The sequence below is a fragment of the Moorena sp. SIO4A1 genome, assembly GCF_010672065.1.
In the GTDB taxonomy this organism is placed as follows: Bacteria; Cyanobacteriota; Cyanobacteriia; order Cyanobacteriales; family Coleofasciculaceae; genus Moorena.
Genome location: NZ_JAAHHX010000057.1, coordinates 1 through 16,889 on the forward strand (window position 1 = coordinate 1; position 16,889 = coordinate 16,889).

Sequence of the window (16,889 nt, forward strand, 5' to 3'; positions counted from 1 at the left end):
CCCTATCCAATTTAGGAATGTTTGGTGTAGACCGGTTTGATGCGATTTTGCCCCCAGGACAGGGTTCTATTTTGGCCATTGGTGCATCCCGTCCTACGGTAGTAGCTACCCCTGACGGCATGATGGGAGTAAAGCGTCAGATGCAAGTGAATATTACCTGTGACCACCGGATTATCTATGGTACTGATGCTGCAGCGTTCTTGCAAGACTTGGCGAAGTTGATTGAAACTGATCCGCAGTCGTTAACTCTATAAGCTTATCCCTTTGGGTTACACCTACTTGTTTTTCATATTATTTAATTACTGAGAGGGGCGCACAACGGTGCGCCCCTCTCAGTAAAATTGTTCACTATTTTGCTTAACAGTGAGATTTTCGCAGTTTCCGATACTTTTTAGCTACCAAAGTCTACCAATATCAACTTTAGCCCGCCAATGCCAGCTGATTGCTCAGCCAGGGGGTATCTCCGCGCTTCACGAAGAAATATTCCTCGTGCGCCATTAAAGTTCATTAACCAGATCCAATGTCACTACAAAACCCTTGGTTTTCGGGAAATTTATTTAATTGACACAAGGTCGTGGCACTAATATCATAGTTAAAGTATAGCAAATTACTTGAGGCTTTGGCAAGCTTTGTGATACTTTTGCCTACTGTCCACTAACCCTCCAGCAGTAAACAAACCACCCAAAGCGATTAGACCAAGCACTGTAGAGGATTCAGGCACATCTTGTGGGTTCGATAAATGCGGTGGAAGAGAGCCACCGAAGGCCAGTTGGTAGTTGCCTGTGTGAGAATACGTGTAATCGTTATTATCGTCAAGGCTGACCAGCCCAGAATCTGTGGCCTCGAAACCATAAAGGTATTGGGTTTTCCCATCGTATTCAACCTTGACCATTTCACTAGCCTGTATACTAGGTGGTAGGAAACCAGCGAAGGCTGGAGTAATTATCTCTGCCAACATATCTCTAGCATTAAAGTGACCTGCTAGCCCAATGGTAATTTGGCCTGTTGTGTCATCTTGGTTGACGTAGGAAATATTGGGATCACTAAATCGTTGCAATCCTCCATTGGCGAGGAATTGTCCATACAGCAAATTATCTAGACCTGACCCAATCAAAGATACAAGACCGTTTGCAGTTAAGGCATCACTGAACCACTTCTGAGCCAATCTGATGCCACCACCAACATCAGTAAACCAGTCAGCGAATGTCAGACTGCTCAAGGTGATGTCCTTACCACCGATTTGACCTGTTAGGCTAGTGACTTCGGTATGGGTAACAAAGTCGCTCAAGCTCAGGGTTTCACTGCTGGCAAATAGCTCTACGTTTCCACCAGGGTCACTAGCATCACCTTGCAAGATAGTTGACAAACTAGCAGTGTCATCTATCTGGGTATACATACCGTCAGATGCAATCTTGAGGTAGTCACTACCGATTAGGGTCGCTCCGGTGAGGCTTCCAGCAACAGCTGGGGTAGTGGCGATCGCACTCATACCGGCAAGAATTGAGGCACCGAGCCACATTTTAATTACTGTGCTTTTCATTGACATGTCTCCCTTTGAGTTTGTTCAGGTTGCTGGCAGCACTTGGTGTCTTTTTTTTAGTATCGGAGTGGGATGTTAGCGATCGCGTTTTTGATGGGGTTTAAGTTATGTTAATCTTTGACATAATCCTGATTGCGTCAGTTCCTCAGTCATGAATAGGGCAATATAGCGCTACGGGCAAGGCAAGAGGCAAAAGGCATGCATGCAAAAGTTTACTACAACAGCGCAGGTGCGCTTTCCGTATTAAGAATTAAATTCGCCACGGGTCGCACCTTTTTCAACTTGTATCAATGTGCTAACCTTAATCCGTAGTGCTATAAATTTTGATTCTTGTAGCGATTAGCGATTACCGATTAGCGATTAGCGATCACCCAAGACCTGATCAGATTATTCACCTGTTCTGGTATCTCATCATGGGGACAGTGTCCTGCTTGTAGATAATATTCCGTTAACTGAGGATAATATTCCCTAAACTTTGCTCCCCGTTCTCTGCTCTTGATCCAAGGATCCCCTTCTCCCCATAGCATTAATAATGGACAAGTCATCTGTTCCAACAACACATCGACTTTTTCCCCTTGGGGTGACTTGAACACAGAAGCAAATACCTGAGCCGCACCAGGATCACAAGACGGGCGATAAATCTCGTCTACTAACTGTTCCGTTACTGCATCCTGGTCAAGATAAACCTTCTGGAGGGTTTTGCGAATAATTGACGGTCGCCGCAGGTACTGGAATAACAGGAAACTTGCCCAAGGTTGTAGAAAAATTGATTTGGTTACCTGATTGAGCACTTTTTTAACAGGATTGACCTTAGTAGCAGGTTGAGTATCACTAAATGGTCCAGCACTATTGAGCAATACTAAACCTGCGGCGGAGCTAGGACGCTGTGCCGCCACACACAAAGCTGCATAACCCCCCAAGGAGTTTCCAGCTAAGACTACTGGTTGACCAATCACCTCTGTAATAAAATCATCCAACTGGTCTCGCCACAAATTGCCACTGTACTCCCCATCTGGTTTAGCAGAACGTCCAAACCCCAACAAGTCAATCGCCCAAACTTCAAAATCCTGACTCAATTGAGCAATGTTTTTGCGCCAGTGGTCTGTAGATGCCCCAAATCCGTGAATTAGTAGTAAGGGTGGGTATCCTGATGGCTTCTGTCCAGCCTGTACATAATATATAGATTCCCCCCGCCACTGCCAGTAAGTTCCAGGGATGGGAGTATTAGAAGGGGTAGCAATTACCTGGGTAGTCACGGTAAACTATTAAGTAATGTTAACTTTTTGATCATAGCGCTCCCTGCCACCTGTCTGATGTTATACTAATGGCAGTATATAATGGGGAGTTTGCGTAAACATATAAAAGAGAGAGGGACAAGCTTTGTCAGTCGAAACCATTGAGAAGCGTTCAACAGTTCGTAAACACGCGCCTCGCTATCGCGTATTGCTCCATAATGATGACTTCAATTCTATGGAGTATGTGGTTAAAACCTTGATGGAAACTGTGACGAGTCTGACTCAACCTCAAGCAGTCAATATTATGATGGAAGCCCATACATCCGGGCTGGCATTGGTGATTACCTGTGCTCAAGAGCATGCTGAGTTTTATTGCGAAACCCTGAAGAACCGGGGTCTGAGTAGTACAATTGAACCTGACGAATAACGGGCAATAGGAGAAATTCTTCCCTTTCCAAATCTTGAAATTATAAAACGTTTTACACCTAGGCTGGCTAGATTATCCCTATACCCAGCACCATTCAGGTTGGGGATGTTTATACTAGCTTTGCTGTTGCTTTGGTTACCCATAGCAGCACCGATATACTTAATTGGTAGCGACCCAAACTCAGTGACAATCCTGACTATGGGGCTAATGTTAGGGGTATTTCTGTACTTAGTCCGAGTTTGGGGAAGGAAGGTTTATCGCCAGCCAGGACTGTTAAAAAAATATGGTTTGCGGCTAACAGCCCAAAACGCTATTGAGTTAATCAGAGGACTAGGTCTAGGTCTGTTAATGACTCTTAGTCTGTTTGGATTACAAGGGTGGCTGGGTTGGGTAGCATTCCAAACCCCTGCACTGCCATGGTCACGGCTGATTGTAGAGGGATTAATCAGTGCTTTGGCCATAGGCTTCGCTGAAGAATTGGTGTTTCGGGGTTGGTTGCTTGATGAGTTGCAACGGGATTATAGTTTTAGGACATCACAGTGGATTGGTGCGATCGCATTTGCGCTGCTGCATTTCCTTAAACCAATTCCAGAGATGATTCGCGGCTTACCGAGATTTCCCAGTTTATTGCTGCTAGGGTTAATCTTGATTTGGGCCAAGGGATCAACTCAAGGACGGCTAGGTTTATCGATTGGTCTCCATGCTGGCTTAGTTTGGGGTTATTATATTATTGATGTTGGGCAATTAGTAGTCTATTCGGGCAAGGTTGCTCCCTGGATTACTGGCATTAATCGCGATCCTACTGCTGGGATAATGGGATTGCTATTTCTTGGTTTGGTTGCTTGGTGGATGAAGCGCAATCATAACAGTGATTAGTGATATAAGGGAACAGGGAACAGGGAACAGGGAACAGGGAACAGGGAACAGGGAACAGGGAATCGGGAATCGGGAATAGGGAATAGGGAATAGGGAATAGGGAATAGGGAATAGGGAATAAGGAATAGGGAATAAGGAATAGGGAATAGGGAATAGGGAATAGGGAATAGGGAATAGGGAATAGGGAATAGGGAATAGGTAGCAGGGCAAAAATTATGTGTACCTCATTAGTATAAAAACCGCTATAATTGGTGATTAGTAATTATTAATGATTGCTATTGAGACGTCCGGAATAGTTTTATCTTCGCTATATTCACTACTTAACCTTATATACCAATCCGTGTAGGAATTGTGAGAATTTTTGTTCCCTTTTCCCTAATCCCTGTTCCCTGTTCCCTGTTCCCTTTGGTATGGCAAAAATCCCTTGCCTTGTGTACCTCCCCTATGATGGAAGCAAAACAATTCGGAGCATAGGAGATAGCGGGTGAGTTTGGCAAGAATTTGGGCGATCGCAGCTAATGGTTTTCGGGAAGTGATACGCGATCGCGTTTTATATCTGATCGGCTTTTTTGCCCTAGCCCTAGGCATAGCCCTGAGGCTGTTACCGGAGGTAGCAGCAACCACAGAAGAGAAAATTTTTCTGGATTTGGGTCTAGCGGCGATGGGTATCCTGGGTGTAATCGTGTCAGTATTTGTTGGTACGGGGTTGATTAACAAGGAAATCGAAAAGCGTACTGTCTTAGTCTTAATTCCCAAGCCCCTAAACCGCGCTGAATTTATCATTGGCAAACACTTAGGGTTATCGGGTGTATTGGCTGTGCTGGTTGTGGCTATGACCGCCATTTATCTGCTGGGCTTACGTGCCTCTAGTATTGAATACCCTGTGGTTAGCATCCTGGTTTCGGTGGTTTACCAATTTCTAGAACTGTCTCTAATCACAGCAGTAGCGCTGATGTTTGGTGTATTTACTAGTTCACTGCTAGCAACCTTACTTACGTTTGGGGTTTATATGATGGGACACTTGAGCCGTGATTTAGTGGAGTTAAGCAAGTTGAGCGAGAATCCTGGCATTGAGCGGATGACTGAAACTCTATACTTGGTTATCCCGGATTTATCACGGCTCAATTTAAAGAATGATGCCGTGTATGGTGTCTTACCCCCGTTCCCAGAACTGTTTTTAAATGGACTTTATGGATTACTTTACATCGTGCTACTGCTAGCGATCGCTATCCTAATCTTCTGGCAACGGGAATTCTGAGTTATGCCAAGACCTATCAGCTATCAGCCCTGAGCATAATTTTTTTTCCCTGTTCCGGTGATCCGCTGTTCCCTATTCCCTGTTCCCTATTCCCTGTTCTCGACAACTACCACGAAGTCTAATCATGATAAATGGGGCATGATAGTAAATGGGGATAGTGCTAAAAATAGGGAAAATTATTTATCAAAACCATGCTAGAGCAGAAACTCAAGCAATTAAAAACTATATTTGCTGAGATGGAACGGGCTTTGATTGCCTATTCTGGGGGAGTCGATAGCACGCTAGTTGCTAAAATTGCTTACGATGTTTTAAGCGATCGCGCTTTAGCGGTCACTGCTGAATCCCCCTCACTATTACCAGAAGAATTAGAAGACGCTCGCATCCAAGCCGCTACCATTGGCATTACCCATGAGGTTGTCCAAACCCATGAGATGGATAATCCCAACTATACCTCTAACCCGGTCAATCGCTGTTATTTTTGCAAAAGTGAACTCCACGACACTCTCAAACCTCTAGCCCTGGAGCGAGGCTATCCTTATGTAGTCGATGGGGTGAATGGGGATGATTTAAGGGACTATCGTCCAGGGATTCAGGCGGCAAAGGAACGAGGTGCGCGATCGCCTTTAGCGGAAGTGGGGGTAACTAAGGCGGAAGTGCGCCAACTCTCGAAACAATTAGGACTGCCCTGGTGGGATAAACCTGCCCAACCTTGTCTGAGTTCTCGCTTTCCCTATGGGGAAATGATTACAGTAGCTAAGTTACAACGGGTAGGACGAGCAGAGATCTATTTACGGAAGTTAGGTTTCTCCAATTTGAGGGTTCGTTCAGAAGGAGATACTGCACGGATTGAGTTACTACCGGAAGAGATTAAGGAATTTGTGGTAACCACAGATTTACCGAAGTTAGTGGCAGAGTTTCAGGAGTTGGGTTTTGTCTATGTGACCTTGGATTTAGAAGGATATCGCAGTGGCAAATTAAATCAAGTTTTGGGCCAGGATGTGATTAGTATGAAAGCTTTATAAGTTTGGCTTTTTGTAAGCATTCAGTTATTAGCGAACAGCGATTAGCGCTACGCGCACGCGTGCGCGTTCAGCTATCAGCTATCAGCTATCAGCCTTTGTCTGACTGCTGACTGCTGACTGCTGACTGCTGACTGCTAAATGGTTACATTGCTCCAGCAATTGCTCAAAATTACGACAATATACCAATTGTTGGTAGTCATGCCATGCTTGTTTGTTACTGTAGGGAATTCGGTTCAATGTTGCTTGCTGAATCTTCTCCATTAAGGGACGACGAAGAGATTCGTAGTTAAGGCAAGCATTGGCGATTGCTTGGATATTATCAAGATTATTTTTCTGTACAATATTAGCGATCATGGTAGCTACAACCAGAGCATCTTCCAATCCTTGATTAGCCCCTTGAGCCATGAAAGGAGGCATCCCATGGGCGGCATCACCCACTAAGATAACTCTACCTGAACTCCAGGGATATAGAGTTTCTGCACGGTGAATGTAATAGGGACGGGATTTGATTTTGACAGGAGGAGATAAAGCCACTAATTGTGTGAGAGCTTTGGGAAAATTAGCGTTTTCCAACTCTCGCAATGCTAAAGCAATCAAGGCACTTCCAGATTTTTCTGTCAACTCTTCCTGGTTTAAAGGAAGATGGAGCAAATACCCAAACTGAGCATTGGGACGGCGAAATAGGAGCATCCGTGGGGATTCCATAGAAGCCGAATCCTCTGAGATTTGATCATTAGTGATGGTGAGAATCCGTTCCTGCTGAAAAAATTTGTTTTCAAGCTCTGTGCTTAGCTCTGGAGGAATATCCGTGATTTTCATACAGAATAGGGCGGCAAATCCGGAATAGTCAGGTCTGGCTAAACCACTGTAGGGACTATCCTTATAAAGAATCCGACGAATGGTAGAGTTGATACCATCTGCAGCAACAACTAGCCTAGCCCGGATTGATTTTTTTTTAAATTGTTGGCCACTATGCTCTGAATTGAAGGAGACTGTATCTTGATCGTTCTGTCTGTTTGACCAATGAGCATAGGGATTTGCTTCTATGGCTGCATCAGAAACAAAATCTAGCCGAACATATCCGGTGTTTCCTTCATCCACTACATTAATACAACGATGATTCGCTTTAACCTGTTCAACGGGAAGTTGGTTTCTGAGAGTGGTCTGTAAATCGTACCAAGATATAGAGACTCGACCCTCTCCATAATCATTGAACCAATCCTCATAGCTAAGAGGAAAAGAATGAATTTGCTCTCCCTTAAAATTTTTGTAAACCCATTTTTCATTGGGTTGCACTTTCTGAAAAAACTCCAGATCCGTTTTTTTAACTGCTTCGTAAGCAGAAGGGGCTATGTGCTTAAGCGCTTTTAATCCATTGGGCAGAAGGTCGATAACTTGACCCACTCGACGAAAGTCACGAGTTTGATCAAGGACTAGAAAATTAGAGATACCTCGCTGCTGTAAGCCAATGGCAGTGGCTAATCCCACTGGACCAGCACCAACCACAACAATATCATAAGTGTCGATCATAATTATATTTTTGCGATCGCGTAGCGTAGCCCTTCGGGCTAATCGTTTTTGCGATCAGCTTCCCTACTGCTGTTCGGACAATTATATTACCTTAACAACTATAGCAATTTTGTACTTAATTAAGTACAAAATTAGCTTTTTTAGGGAACAGGGAACAGGGAACAGGGAGCAGGGAAGAGGAACCCACCCCTACTGCTCCCAGGAGGGGAAGGGAAGAGGGAAGAGGTAAAAAATAATGTGTACCTCATGAGTCCTATGAACGCTATATCCGGGCTGAATGCTAGTTAAGCCAATTTTCTAAATCAGTTATGTTATTGAAATCTAAGAAGTCTTCTCCCAAATTTTCCAACTCTTCAATTGTTAAATTTTCTATTTTGCTAATGTTTTTTTGATCAATTTCCCCAAAACGCTTTTTCAGTTGACGCATTATTAAGGCTATCGCCTCATTTTTTCTTCCTATTTCTTCAGCATAAGTTAGTTTTCCTCTTTCATCTTGTAATGCCATAGCACGGCGATCGGCAATTTCTAATTCTTCTGGTGTCATACCAGCTTGATTAGCAAGATTTAACGCTGATTCTATCTCTGATACTTCTCCTAAAGAAGGAGGAATATTATCGAGACTAGAAGCTTCTTTGATGAAATAAATCCATTTATCGGCTAAAGTTTCTAATTCTGAGAGTCTTTTATGGAATTTCGGTAATTCTATAAATATTAACTGCAATTCCTCTTCCAGACATTCAAACTTTTCTGTTTTTTCTTGAAACACAAATTGATTAATAATTTGCTGAGTTTCGTCAAACAAAATAAAATCCGTAATTGTGACAGCTATAACAGGTTTAAGACGAATATAGTCCTCTGCTGTTTTTAACTGATTAACATATCCTTTCACCATATTATAAAGTACCCGTTTGCTAAAACCAGTGATGGATGAGACTTGCATTTCAATTAGGACAATTTCTCCATCCGCTAACACTGCTTTTACATCCAAATAAGTGTCTTTTAAAGTCAATACTTGACCGGGATTATAGGGATTAATAATGGTTAAAGATTTAATGATTGGTTCGCCATTGTAAATAATAGCATTAAGGAAACTAATTAATATAGTTTGACTTTCTTTGGAACCAAATATTTTTTTGAAGACATAATCTATTTTTGGGCTGATAAATCTCATAGTTTTGGCGTTCCTGAATTAAGGAATAAATGCGCGATAATCTGGTTTTATTAAAGCCCCCGTTGCTCCTCGAATTCTGAGGGACTTTGAAAGTTTTGTTACCCCCAGAATTGGGAAAACCATAGCCAGAATCAGCAATGCCCTTAGGATCAGACACTAGCGGGAAAACTACCACCAATGAAATGAACATCACTGAAGGTTTCGATCCATAGGCGAGCACCACAACGCAGTGGGTGATCGGGCTGATAAACAATCCGACATGGACCAAGAATTTCGATCTGGTTGCCGTATAGATTGTTGCCGCTTCGTTTTACCGAAATCACTGGCTGACGGTCTTCAGGAAGTTTACCATTGTTGCTGCCAATTCGATTACGGTTGACATTGATCGTGGCTAAAGCGGGAGGACGACTGGTACGCCATTTGCCCTTGGGTCCACGGGTACCTTTGGTGATTTGTGGTAGGTGGTTGAAAACAGGAATAATCCAGAATTTGCCGCTTTTAGAGCTGATTTCTAAAGGTAGTCTAAAGAAATGGACTACAACTGTGGTAGTCGAAGTAGATTATTACCTTGACTTCCTCTGGCATTTCTCCACGAGCCGCTTACCTAAGTACGCCGGGGTAAGGGTGGTAAGGATCGCTTGGTTTATTTACCAGAGAGTGCGATTTCTTTGGTAGTGAGTTGGCTTAAAGTTAGGGGTGATGCACCAGGGGCGCTACTATGTCCTATTAGGAAAGGCGGTGAGGTGCAACTGCGGCAGATGTGTCCTGATGCGGTACTCAAGATTGTTAGGAGAAGGGCTAAGCAAGCTGGTGTGGAGTCGTTTTCTCCCCATGATTTTAGAAGGACATTTTGTAGTGATTTATTAGATGTAGGAGTTGATATTGTGACGGTGCAAAAACTTGCTGGTCATGCAAGCCCTGTGACTACGGCTAAGTATGATCGTAGAGGGGAGGAGACTAAAAGGTTGGCGGTGCAGAAGCTGGGGTTTTGAGGGGTCAAAGGTGAAATTGTGCGGCGGTAGATGAGCTTGAATGCTTCACCAATATCTTTAATCCGTCCTTATAACAATCTGCTGCTGCCTAACGGTGTGGGTCACCGGCGCGATAGAAGGTCAAAAACACAACATGGCAGTGTGAGCCAAGGGTCCGGTGCAACCATGGGTTAGCTACCCTTACTCAAAAATAGACTGACAAGACCTAAAATGATTGTTACTGCAAGTAGTAAGGCCGCGTAGGCTCCCTTTGAGTACTCGACTACTCTCCATGCAAAGCCTCTCAGGACTAATAAGCAAGTCTCTAGCATAATGATTAGCACTACAAGCCACAAAATCAAGCCGACAGATTGTACGACAATCCAAAAATAAGTAAATGCTGGCCAAATCATCAATAGACCAACCACGTAAGTTAATTGCTGCCAAGATCCTGCTTGGAATAAGAACTCAAGCGAATTGAAAAACCCTCCTTGGCCAATAACTAATGAAATTAGAGATATCAACAGTAACAAAAATAATTGATATGCACCTCCTATCACGTATCCAAAGACAATAAGTCTAAGAAAACGACATAAAAATTGAAGTGGTCGTTCGTCTTGGAGAAGCCAAGACATTGTCTTAGGACCAGTCTTGAAAATAAAAGGTAAAGACAACCCACTTAAGACTAGGGCTAATAATTGGGTTAAAATAAGAGATAAACCAAAAATATTATCATCAACGGGATCAAGTCTCTGAAGAGTAAAAGCCACTACCATTACTATAACAAACTCAATAACTCCAACAACAATGATCCAGTGCTGTGCCTTTTGAGTTGTGAGAGGACGAAGCCAAGAAATAGGTCGAAGATCATCAAGATATATAGTTATGGATTCGCTAATATCTTGAACTTTCTGCTTTTGCGATTCCCTAAGGAATAAGTCTCCACCCTTGACAAGATTGGCAAGGATACCAATAACCAGTAAGGCATCAACAAATTCTTCCATAGAAGAAGATACTCATAAATTTTAAATGCAAGATTTATTTACAGCTAACTATTAAGAGCTGATTTCTAAACAGAACCTTAAACTGTTGCCAGTCGTTTTGTCATCAGGCGAATGAGAGAACCATAAATCATCGCCTCACTCATCTGTGTATACTGTTCATAGTCCGTGACTCAAACGGCGAAATCGATTCAACCACACAAACGTGCGTTCCACGATTCCTAGCTTTGGCAATATCTCAAACTCCAATGACAAAGCGTTCTATGACTTCTACTTGCACTGACTCACCACACACTTGTTTGACCGCATGGGCAAAATTCTTTCCCGAATAGCCGCACAGCCACCCAAACCACTTTCAACTTGGAGAGAGCTTCTTTCGACTCATTAAAAACAACAACAGATCCCAATCGCTCTGACATGTTTGCTTCGGTCACTAACATTCCCTACAGCAAACCTTGCGAATCTACGACGATATGGCGTTTACGGCCAAAAACCTTCTTGCCACCGTCATAGCCGTAGACATCCCCCTTTTTTCTGTGGTCTTCACCGATTGAGAATCGGCTATCGCCACCGTTGATTGTTCGTCACGTCCTGATTCGGTGCGTAACTGGCCTCGTAACAAGTCAATAATCCCTTGCCATATGCCAAAGCGGTTGCCACTTGCGAAAGTATTTATAGACAGTAGAATAGGGCGGTAAATCATGAGGCAACATTTCCCATTGACAGCCCGTGCCTTGTACGTAAAATATCCCGTTAAGAACAATACGAAGATTAACCGTTCTGGAATGACCGAACCCTTTAGGGCAAGGGTTTGTAGGGTTCAATGATGCTCCATTCCGCATCACTGAGGTCACGCTCGATAGTTTGGGCGATGGGGGTTAGCAATCTTAGGTAAGCGGCTCATGGAGAAATGCCAGAGGAAGTCAAGGTAATAATCTACTTCGACTACCACAGTTGTAGTCCATTTCTTTAGACTACCTTTAGAAATCAGCTCTTATAGGCACCCCTGACCCTACCCTTCTCCAGGAGTTGGCGCAATCGTCGAGAAGAAATACCTAATAAAGATGCAGCTTCGGTAGTACCAACGCAGTGGTTCATGTTCAAATTCCTTAACTATTCCTATAAAACTACTATAGCAAAAATTTATTTCTGGACGCCTTAATGTAAAGTTATGTAAAGTTTTGCCAAACTGACCAGACAACTAGGGGGAAATAATTTTTCATGATTGATATCTAATCAAAACGGATTTAGTATTACACAGGACTTACGCGGTGAAGTTTATTTCGCCCCCCTATCCCCCCAATTCTGGGGGGGAATGATGTCAAAGTCCCCCAGAATTGGGGGACCAACGGGGGCAAATGCGTAAGTCCTGTTACAGCCACCTAGCTCTGCCCTGTAAACCGCTATATGACTACCAACCAATTGTTAGAATCAAACCTTGAATCTCTAATCAATACAGCTGCTCAAAATCATCAATTAGGTAAATTAGATCAGGCTGAATCTATCTACAGACAGGTAATACAGATTCAGGGGGATAATCAGGGTGAGGAAAAGCTTTTATCGAAGCCCTATAACGTGATAGCCATTGCTAATCTGGCAAGTATATTTGAGGAAAAAAATAAGCTAGAGGAAGCGGTAGGGTTGTACCAACAAGCTTTAACCCTAAAACCTGACTTTGCTGAAGTTCATAACAATTTGGGAAATATCTTCTGGGCACAAGGAGAGTTAGACAAAGCGGTACAGTCTTACCAAGAAGCGATTAGGGTTAAACCTGACTATGCTCTGGCTCATAACAATTTAGGAAATTTACTTTATAGTCAGGGTAAGTTATCGGAAGCGGTACGGTGCTACCAAGAAGCGATTAGGGTTAAACCTGACTATGCTCAGGCTTATTGTAATCTGGGAAATGTACTGCAGGTACAGGGTAAGTTAGATGCTGCACGAGAGTCCTACCAGGAAGCGATTAAGCTTAAAGCAGATTGTTTTCAGGCTCATAACAATTTGGGGACTCTATTCCAAAAACAGGGCAAGTTAGATGCTGCAAGAGAGTCTTACCAAGAAGCAATTAGGCTTAAACCTGACTATGCTGACGCTCATAACAATTTGGGAACAATACTCCAAAAACAGGGCAAGTTAGAGGAAGCGCTACAGTCCTATCAGGAAGCGATTAGGCTGAAACCTGATTTTGCTGAGGTTTATAACAATTTAGGAAATACACTCCACGAACAGTGCAAGCTAGAAGAAGCCCTACAGTCTTACCAGCAAGCATTAAGTATTAACCCTAACTTGGCTGAAGCTAAACTGGCCATGTGCGTGTGTCAGATTCCGATCATTTATTCAAGTGTTGATGAAATCAAGGTAACGCGAAATAATTACCAAGCTAGTCTGAAAAAATTAGCGGATAGCTATACACAGAGCGATACAGAGCTAAGTCCAATGGAACTGCTAAGTGCTGCTAAGGCGGTGGGAGCGTTTCAGCCTTTTTATCTGGCCTATCAAGGGTTAAATAACCGAGAGTTACAGCAAATTTATGGAGCAATGATTTGCCAGATCATGTGGAAGTGCTATCCCCGGTGGAGCCAGAAAATTCCTCTACCAAATTTAGCACCTCATGAAAAAGTTCGGATTGGGGTTATTTCGGAATTCTTTTGGGATCATTCTAATTGGAAAATACCGATTAAGGGCTGGGTAGAAAATATAGATAGATCGAATTTTGAACTATTTGGTTATCACACCGGGTTAAAACAGGATAAGGAAACAGCAATAGCCGCGAAATCATTTGTCAAATTTGTTCAAGGTTCTTTGACTATGGAAGAATGGTGTGAGGTAATTACAAAAGATAAATTACACATCCTGATTTTTCCGGAATTCGGGATGTCCCCCACTACAGTTAAGTTGGGTTGTTTAAGACTGGCTCCGATTCAAATGACATCTTGGGGACATCCCGATACTAGTGGAATGCCGACGATTGACTATTACTTGAGTAGTGATTTAATGGAAGCAGAAAATGCTCAAGAGCATTATAGTGAGAGGTTAGTTAGATTACCGAATCTCTCTATCCATTACACCCCTTTGGAAATTACACCGGAAGCAATTAGTAAAAAGGACATAGGCTTAGAGGATGATGAGATTATGTTCTGGTGCTGCCAATCTTTATATAAGTATTTACCTCACTATGATGATGTTTTTCCTAGAATTGCTAAGGAGTTAGATTGTCGATGTAAGTTTGTATTTCTTAAATATGTTAAAAGTGACCAGGTTACTGAGATATTTACCCAGCGTTTAAGGGATGCTTTTAATAAATTTGGCCTCGATTATACAGACTACTGCATATTTTTGCCATTTCTGGATAACAGCAGGTTTGCTGGAACCTCAGCCATAGCGGATGTATTCTTGGATAGCATTGGTTGGTCTGGATGTAACTCTAGTTTGGAATCGATTGCCCATAATATTCCGATTGTGACATTGCCAGGAGATTTGATGCGTGGTCGGCATACGATGGCAATTCTAAAAATGATGGGTCTGGAAGAGACAATTGCTGGGAGTAAAGAGGATTATGTAAAAATTGCGGTACGGTTAGGTCAAGATGCTCAATATCGTCAATACATATCTAATCAAGTTGCTGAAAATAAGCATAAGTTATATGGTGAATTGAAACCGGTAAGAGCATTGGAAGATTTTCTATTAAATGTAGTCCATAAACCAAGACAATTTGCGATGGAAACTGTTTCTGAAGCACTACAACTTGCTGTTCAACATCGTCAAGCCAATCGCTTAAACAAGGCTGTACAGGTTTACTATAAGATTTTGGAACAACACCCTAATCATCCGGAAGCTTTATATGGCTTAGGGGTGCTGGCACAGCAAACAGGTCAGTATGAGATGGCCGAGAAGTTGTTCAGAGCTACTGTGGAAGCGGAGCCGAATTCTGTTAAGGGTTGGTTTAGTTTAGGTAATTTGTGCCAAGGTCAAGGTCAGTTGTCTGACTCGGTGGAGTATTACCAACGAGTTTTAACAATACAGCCGAACTTAATAGCGGTTCACAACAACCTTGGGTATGCTCTGCAACAACAAGGTAATTGGGACGATGCGATCGCATCTTATCAACAAGCTTTGGAGATTGACCCTACCTGCACTGAAGCTGATGTGAATCTCGGCAATGCACTCCATGCTCAAGAGAAGCTTTCCCTAGAAAAACAAGCACACTACGCACAGTTGAACCATGAGCTAGGGGTTACCCGGCAAAAGGCAGGAGATTTGACTAATGCTGTGGCTTACTATCGGCAAGCGGTCGCGATGCAGTCAGATTGGGTAAGCGCTCATTACAATTTGGGAGTGGTGCTTCAAGACCAAGGTGAGTTTGAAAATGCGATCGCATCTTATCAAAAGGTTCTGGAGCTCAATCCTAGTTATGGGGAAGTCTACTTTAACTTAGGCAGGATTTATCAAATTCAGAAGCAGTTAAAGGAGGCAGCATCTGCTTATCGACAAGGGCTAATGCTAGTCAATCCCCGGTATGGGAAAGTAGTAAATCCTGACAACGGTTCTAGAGTATCTCCTGAGACACTAACGCCACCGCAGGTAGAACAACCAGACGTTACTATCGGGGGATATCAGTTTCCAGGGATTCCGAAGGTATCGGTAAATGAAGACAAACGACCGTTTTGGACAGTAATTATTCCTTTATATAACCGTACTGACTATCTTCTGGAATGTCTGGCGAGTGTATTGGCTCAATGGCAGGGCGAGGAGGAGATGGAAATTTTGGTTATGGATAATGCCAGCACACCTCCTCTATACGATTTGGTGAATTCGATTGGGGGAGGGGTAGTTCGCTACTACCGCAATCCAGAAAATATCGGTGCGCGACGCAATTTTAATCTTGGTATTGCCCTCAGTCGCGGTCAGTGGATTCATGTGCTTCCTGAAGATGAATATGTTCTTCCAGGTTTTTATTCCCGCTTGAAGAAGAGTCTAGAAACATGTAGTGATTCTGTGGGAGCAGCATTTACGGGTTATGAAAATATCGATGAGAAAGGAAAGATAATTTTCTCCCAACAAGTGTATGGAAAAGATACGGGTATCCATCAAGATTGGCTGTGGAAGATTGGCACCTCGAATGTCTTGAATCCTTGTGCAGTTGTGATTCGTCGCTCTACTCATGAACATCTGGGGTGTTACGATCCGGGGAACACTTATACTCCTGATTGGGAACTTTATAAGCGTATTGCTAGTTTTTATGATTGGTGGTACGAAGGCGATATTTTGGCACGTTACCGTGAGCATGATAATAATATGACCAGTGAACTGATATTATCTGGAGCTCAAGCAACGTCTATCCGCCTGGGGATTGAAATTTCCGAGAGCTATCTTCCTGCTGAGCATTGTGCAGCAATTACAGCCAACGCTCGTAACCATTACTTTAATTATTGTCTAAACCATATGGTAATTCCCCTAAAGACAGGGAATCTTGCTGGTGCGTTTCGTCTGCTCCAAGAGGCACTCAAAATTGATCCGTCTCCTCAAGCTGTGGAGAAACTATTTACTTGGCTGACTCAAGCCGAAGCTGCTCCCCTACGGGATGAGATTGCTTCAAAGTTGCGCTCGATTATGTTGAATCATAGTTCAGAAAGTTTTTACTTTGCTTATCCCTAGTTATATATAGCGTTTGTATTTGATTTATGAACATAAGAGGGAGCAGGGAGCAGGGAGTAGGGAGCAGAATGAAAGAGCTTGGAGGATTGTTTGGTGTTCTTAAAAATCCCTAAATACTTGATTAAAATTTGCCTCTTGCCTCTTGCCTCTTGCCTCTTGCCTCTTGCCTCTTGCCAATACCCAAGCGCGAGTATGTTCACAAC

Annotated in this window: 17 protein-coding genes and 2 pseudogenes; 9 read left to right on the top strand and 10 right to left on the bottom strand. The window is 43.0% G+C overall.

Annotated elements, in window-relative coordinates; genetic code table 11:
- Nucleotides 1–254: 2-oxo acid dehydrogenase subunit E2 (locus F6K53_RS27385; RefSeq protein ID WP_293082831.1), on the top strand; the 254-nt coding region annotated here is incomplete at its 5' end.
- Between the two features lie 353 nt (nucleotides 255–607).
- On the opposite strand, the gene F6K53_RS27390 is transcribed toward F6K53_RS27385, so the two are convergent.
- Nucleotides 608–1,540: an NF038130 family PEP-CTERM protein gene (locus F6K53_RS27390; protein WP_293070783.1), complete on the bottom strand. Its 933-nt coding sequence runs from the start codon at nucleotides 1,538–1,540 to the stop codon at nucleotides 608–610.
- 353 nt (nucleotides 1,541–1,893) lie between these two features.
- On the bottom strand, nucleotides 1,894–2,796 hold the full coding sequence (locus tag F6K53_RS27395; RefSeq protein WP_293045490.1) for an alpha/beta fold hydrolase: 903 nt from the start codon (nucleotides 2,794–2,796) through the stop codon (nucleotides 1,894–1,896).
- Nucleotides 2,797–2,920: 124 nt separating this feature from the next.
- Here F6K53_RS27395 and clpS point away from each other — a divergent pair, with 124 nt between their 5' ends.
- Together clpS and F6K53_RS27405 are read left to right on the top strand one after the other, a co-directional pair.
- Nucleotides 2,921–3,202, top strand: a complete 282-nt coding sequence (gene clpS, locus F6K53_RS27400) for an ATP-dependent Clp protease adapter ClpS (protein ID WP_293070781.1) — start codon at nucleotides 2,921–2,923, stop codon at nucleotides 3,200–3,202.
- Between the two features lie 105 nt (nucleotides 3,203–3,307).
- A complete protein-coding gene (locus F6K53_RS27405) occupies nucleotides 3,308–4,078 on the top strand; it encodes a CPBP family intramembrane glutamic endopeptidase (protein WP_293070779.1) in 771 nt (256 codons plus the stop codon).
- Here the strand turns inward: F6K53_RS27405 and F6K53_RS27410 are convergent.
- Nucleotides 4,025–4,288, bottom strand: a complete 264-nt coding sequence (locus F6K53_RS27410) for a hypothetical protein (protein ID WP_293070777.1) — start codon at nucleotides 4,286–4,288, stop codon at nucleotides 4,025–4,027. The genes F6K53_RS27405 and F6K53_RS27410 overlap by 54 nt on opposite strands.
- Before the next feature lie 141 nt (nucleotides 4,289–4,429).
- Between F6K53_RS27410 and F6K53_RS27415 the strand changes: the two genes are divergently transcribed.
- The 3 genes from F6K53_RS27415 (at nucleotide 4,430) to larE (ending at nucleotide 6,358) form a co-directional block, all read left to right on the top strand.
- On the top strand, nucleotides 4,430–4,552 hold the full coding sequence (locus F6K53_RS27415; RefSeq protein WP_293044278.1) for a hypothetical protein: 123 nt from the start codon (nucleotides 4,430–4,432) through the stop codon (nucleotides 4,550–4,552).
- A 10-nt stretch (nucleotides 4,553–4,562) separates the two neighbouring features.
- Nucleotides 4,563–5,336, top strand: coding sequence for an ABC transporter permease (locus tag F6K53_RS27420; RefSeq protein ID WP_293044274.1), 774 nt, complete (start codon nucleotides 4,563–4,565; stop codon nucleotides 5,334–5,336).
- 191 nt (nucleotides 5,337–5,527) lie between these two features.
- A complete protein-coding gene (gene larE, locus F6K53_RS27425) occupies nucleotides 5,528–6,358 on the top strand; it encodes an ATP-dependent sacrificial sulfur transferase LarE (RefSeq protein WP_293023721.1) in 831 nt (276 codons plus the stop codon).
- Between the two features lie 81 nt (nucleotides 6,359–6,439).
- Here the strand turns inward: larE and F6K53_RS27430 are convergent, their stop codons facing one another.
- The 3 genes from F6K53_RS27430 to F6K53_RS27440 form a co-directional block, all read right to left on the bottom strand.
- Nucleotides 6,440–7,888: an NAD(P)/FAD-dependent oxidoreductase gene (locus F6K53_RS27430; protein WP_293070774.1), complete on the bottom strand. Its 1,449-nt coding sequence runs from the start codon at nucleotides 7,886–7,888 to the stop codon at nucleotides 6,440–6,442.
- Between the two features lie 280 nt (nucleotides 7,889–8,168).
- On the bottom strand, nucleotides 8,169–9,059 hold the full coding sequence (locus F6K53_RS27435) for an Rpn family recombination-promoting nuclease/putative transposase (protein ID WP_293023716.1): 891 nt from the start codon (nucleotides 9,057–9,059) through the stop codon (nucleotides 8,169–8,171).
- A 149-nt stretch (nucleotides 9,060–9,208) separates the two neighbouring features.
- On the bottom strand, nucleotides 9,209–9,541 hold the full coding sequence (locus tag F6K53_RS27440; RefSeq protein ID WP_293070795.1) for a DNA-binding protein: 333 nt from the start codon (nucleotides 9,539–9,541) through the stop codon (nucleotides 9,209–9,211).
- Here F6K53_RS27440 and F6K53_RS27445 point away from each other — a divergent pair.
- Entirely contained in the window at nucleotides 9,447–9,734 is a 288-nt protein-coding gene (locus tag F6K53_RS27445; RefSeq protein WP_293070797.1) for a hypothetical protein, read from the top strand. The genes F6K53_RS27440 and F6K53_RS27445 overlap by 95 nt on opposite strands.
- Nucleotides 9,728–10,051: a tyrosine-type recombinase/integrase gene (locus F6K53_RS27450; RefSeq protein WP_293070793.1), complete on the top strand. Its 324-nt coding sequence runs from the start codon at nucleotides 9,728–9,730 to the stop codon at nucleotides 10,049–10,051. Before F6K53_RS27445 ends, F6K53_RS27450 begins: the two co-directional genes overlap by 7 nt.
- 170 nt (nucleotides 10,052–10,221) lie before the next feature.
- Here the strand turns inward: F6K53_RS27450 and F6K53_RS27455 are convergent, their stop codons facing one another.
- From F6K53_RS27455 to F6K53_RS27465, 3 genes and pseudogenes are all read right to left on the bottom strand, one after another.
- The gene (locus F6K53_RS27455; RefSeq protein ID WP_293070772.1) at nucleotides 10,222–11,034 is read right to left on the bottom strand and encodes a hypothetical protein; all 813 of its coding nucleotides are present in this window, start codon (nucleotides 11,032–11,034) and stop codon (nucleotides 10,222–10,224) included.
- 77 nt (nucleotides 11,035–11,111) lie between these two features.
- Nucleotides 11,112–11,904: pseudogene (locus F6K53_RS27460) on the bottom strand (IS5 family transposase).
- A gap of 117 nt (nucleotides 11,905–12,021) precedes the next feature.
- Nucleotides 12,022–12,129: pseudogene (locus F6K53_RS27465) on the bottom strand (DNA-binding protein); the annotation flags it as partial.
- 309 nt (nucleotides 12,130–12,438) lie between these two features.
- Here F6K53_RS27465 and F6K53_RS27470 point away from each other — a divergent pair.
- A complete protein-coding gene (locus tag F6K53_RS27470) occupies nucleotides 12,439–16,686 on the top strand; it encodes a tetratricopeptide repeat protein (protein ID WP_293082834.1) in 4,248 nt (1,415 codons plus the stop codon).
- Here the strand turns inward: F6K53_RS27470 and F6K53_RS27475 are convergent.
- Entirely contained in the window at nucleotides 16,683–16,886 is a 204-nt protein-coding gene (locus tag F6K53_RS27475; RefSeq protein WP_293070768.1) for a hypothetical protein, read from the bottom strand. The two genes, F6K53_RS27470 and F6K53_RS27475, sit on opposite strands and share 4 nt — an antisense overlap.
- Nucleotides 16,887–16,889 lie beyond the last annotated feature (3 nt).

Bases quoted from the DNA above. Each gene is read 5' to 3' on its own strand.
- F6K53_RS27390 (WP_293070783.1), bottom strand. From the start codon at position 1,540: ATGAAAAGCACAGTAATTAAAATGTGGCTCGGTGCCTCAATTCTTGCC.
- F6K53_RS27430 (WP_293070774.1), bottom strand. From the start codon at position 7,888: ATGATCGACACTTATGATATTGTTGTGGTTGGTGCTGGTCCAGTGGGA.
- F6K53_RS27405 (WP_293070779.1), top strand. From the start codon at position 3,308: ATGTTTATACTAGCTTTGCTGTTGCTTTGGTTACCCATAGCAGCACCG.
- F6K53_RS27435 (WP_293023716.1), bottom strand. From the start codon at position 9,059: ATGAGATTTATCAGCCCAAAAATAGATTATGTCTTCAAAAAAATATTT.
- F6K53_RS27455 (WP_293070772.1), bottom strand. From the start codon at position 11,034: ATGGAAGAATTTGTTGATGCCTTACTGGTTATTGGTATCCTTGCCAAT.
- F6K53_RS27470 (WP_293082834.1), top strand. From the start codon at position 12,439: ATGACTACCAACCAATTGTTAGAATCAAACCTTGAATCTCTAATCAAT.
- larE (WP_293023721.1), top strand. From the start codon at position 5,528: ATGCTAGAGCAGAAACTCAAGCAATTAAAAACTATATTTGCTGAGATG.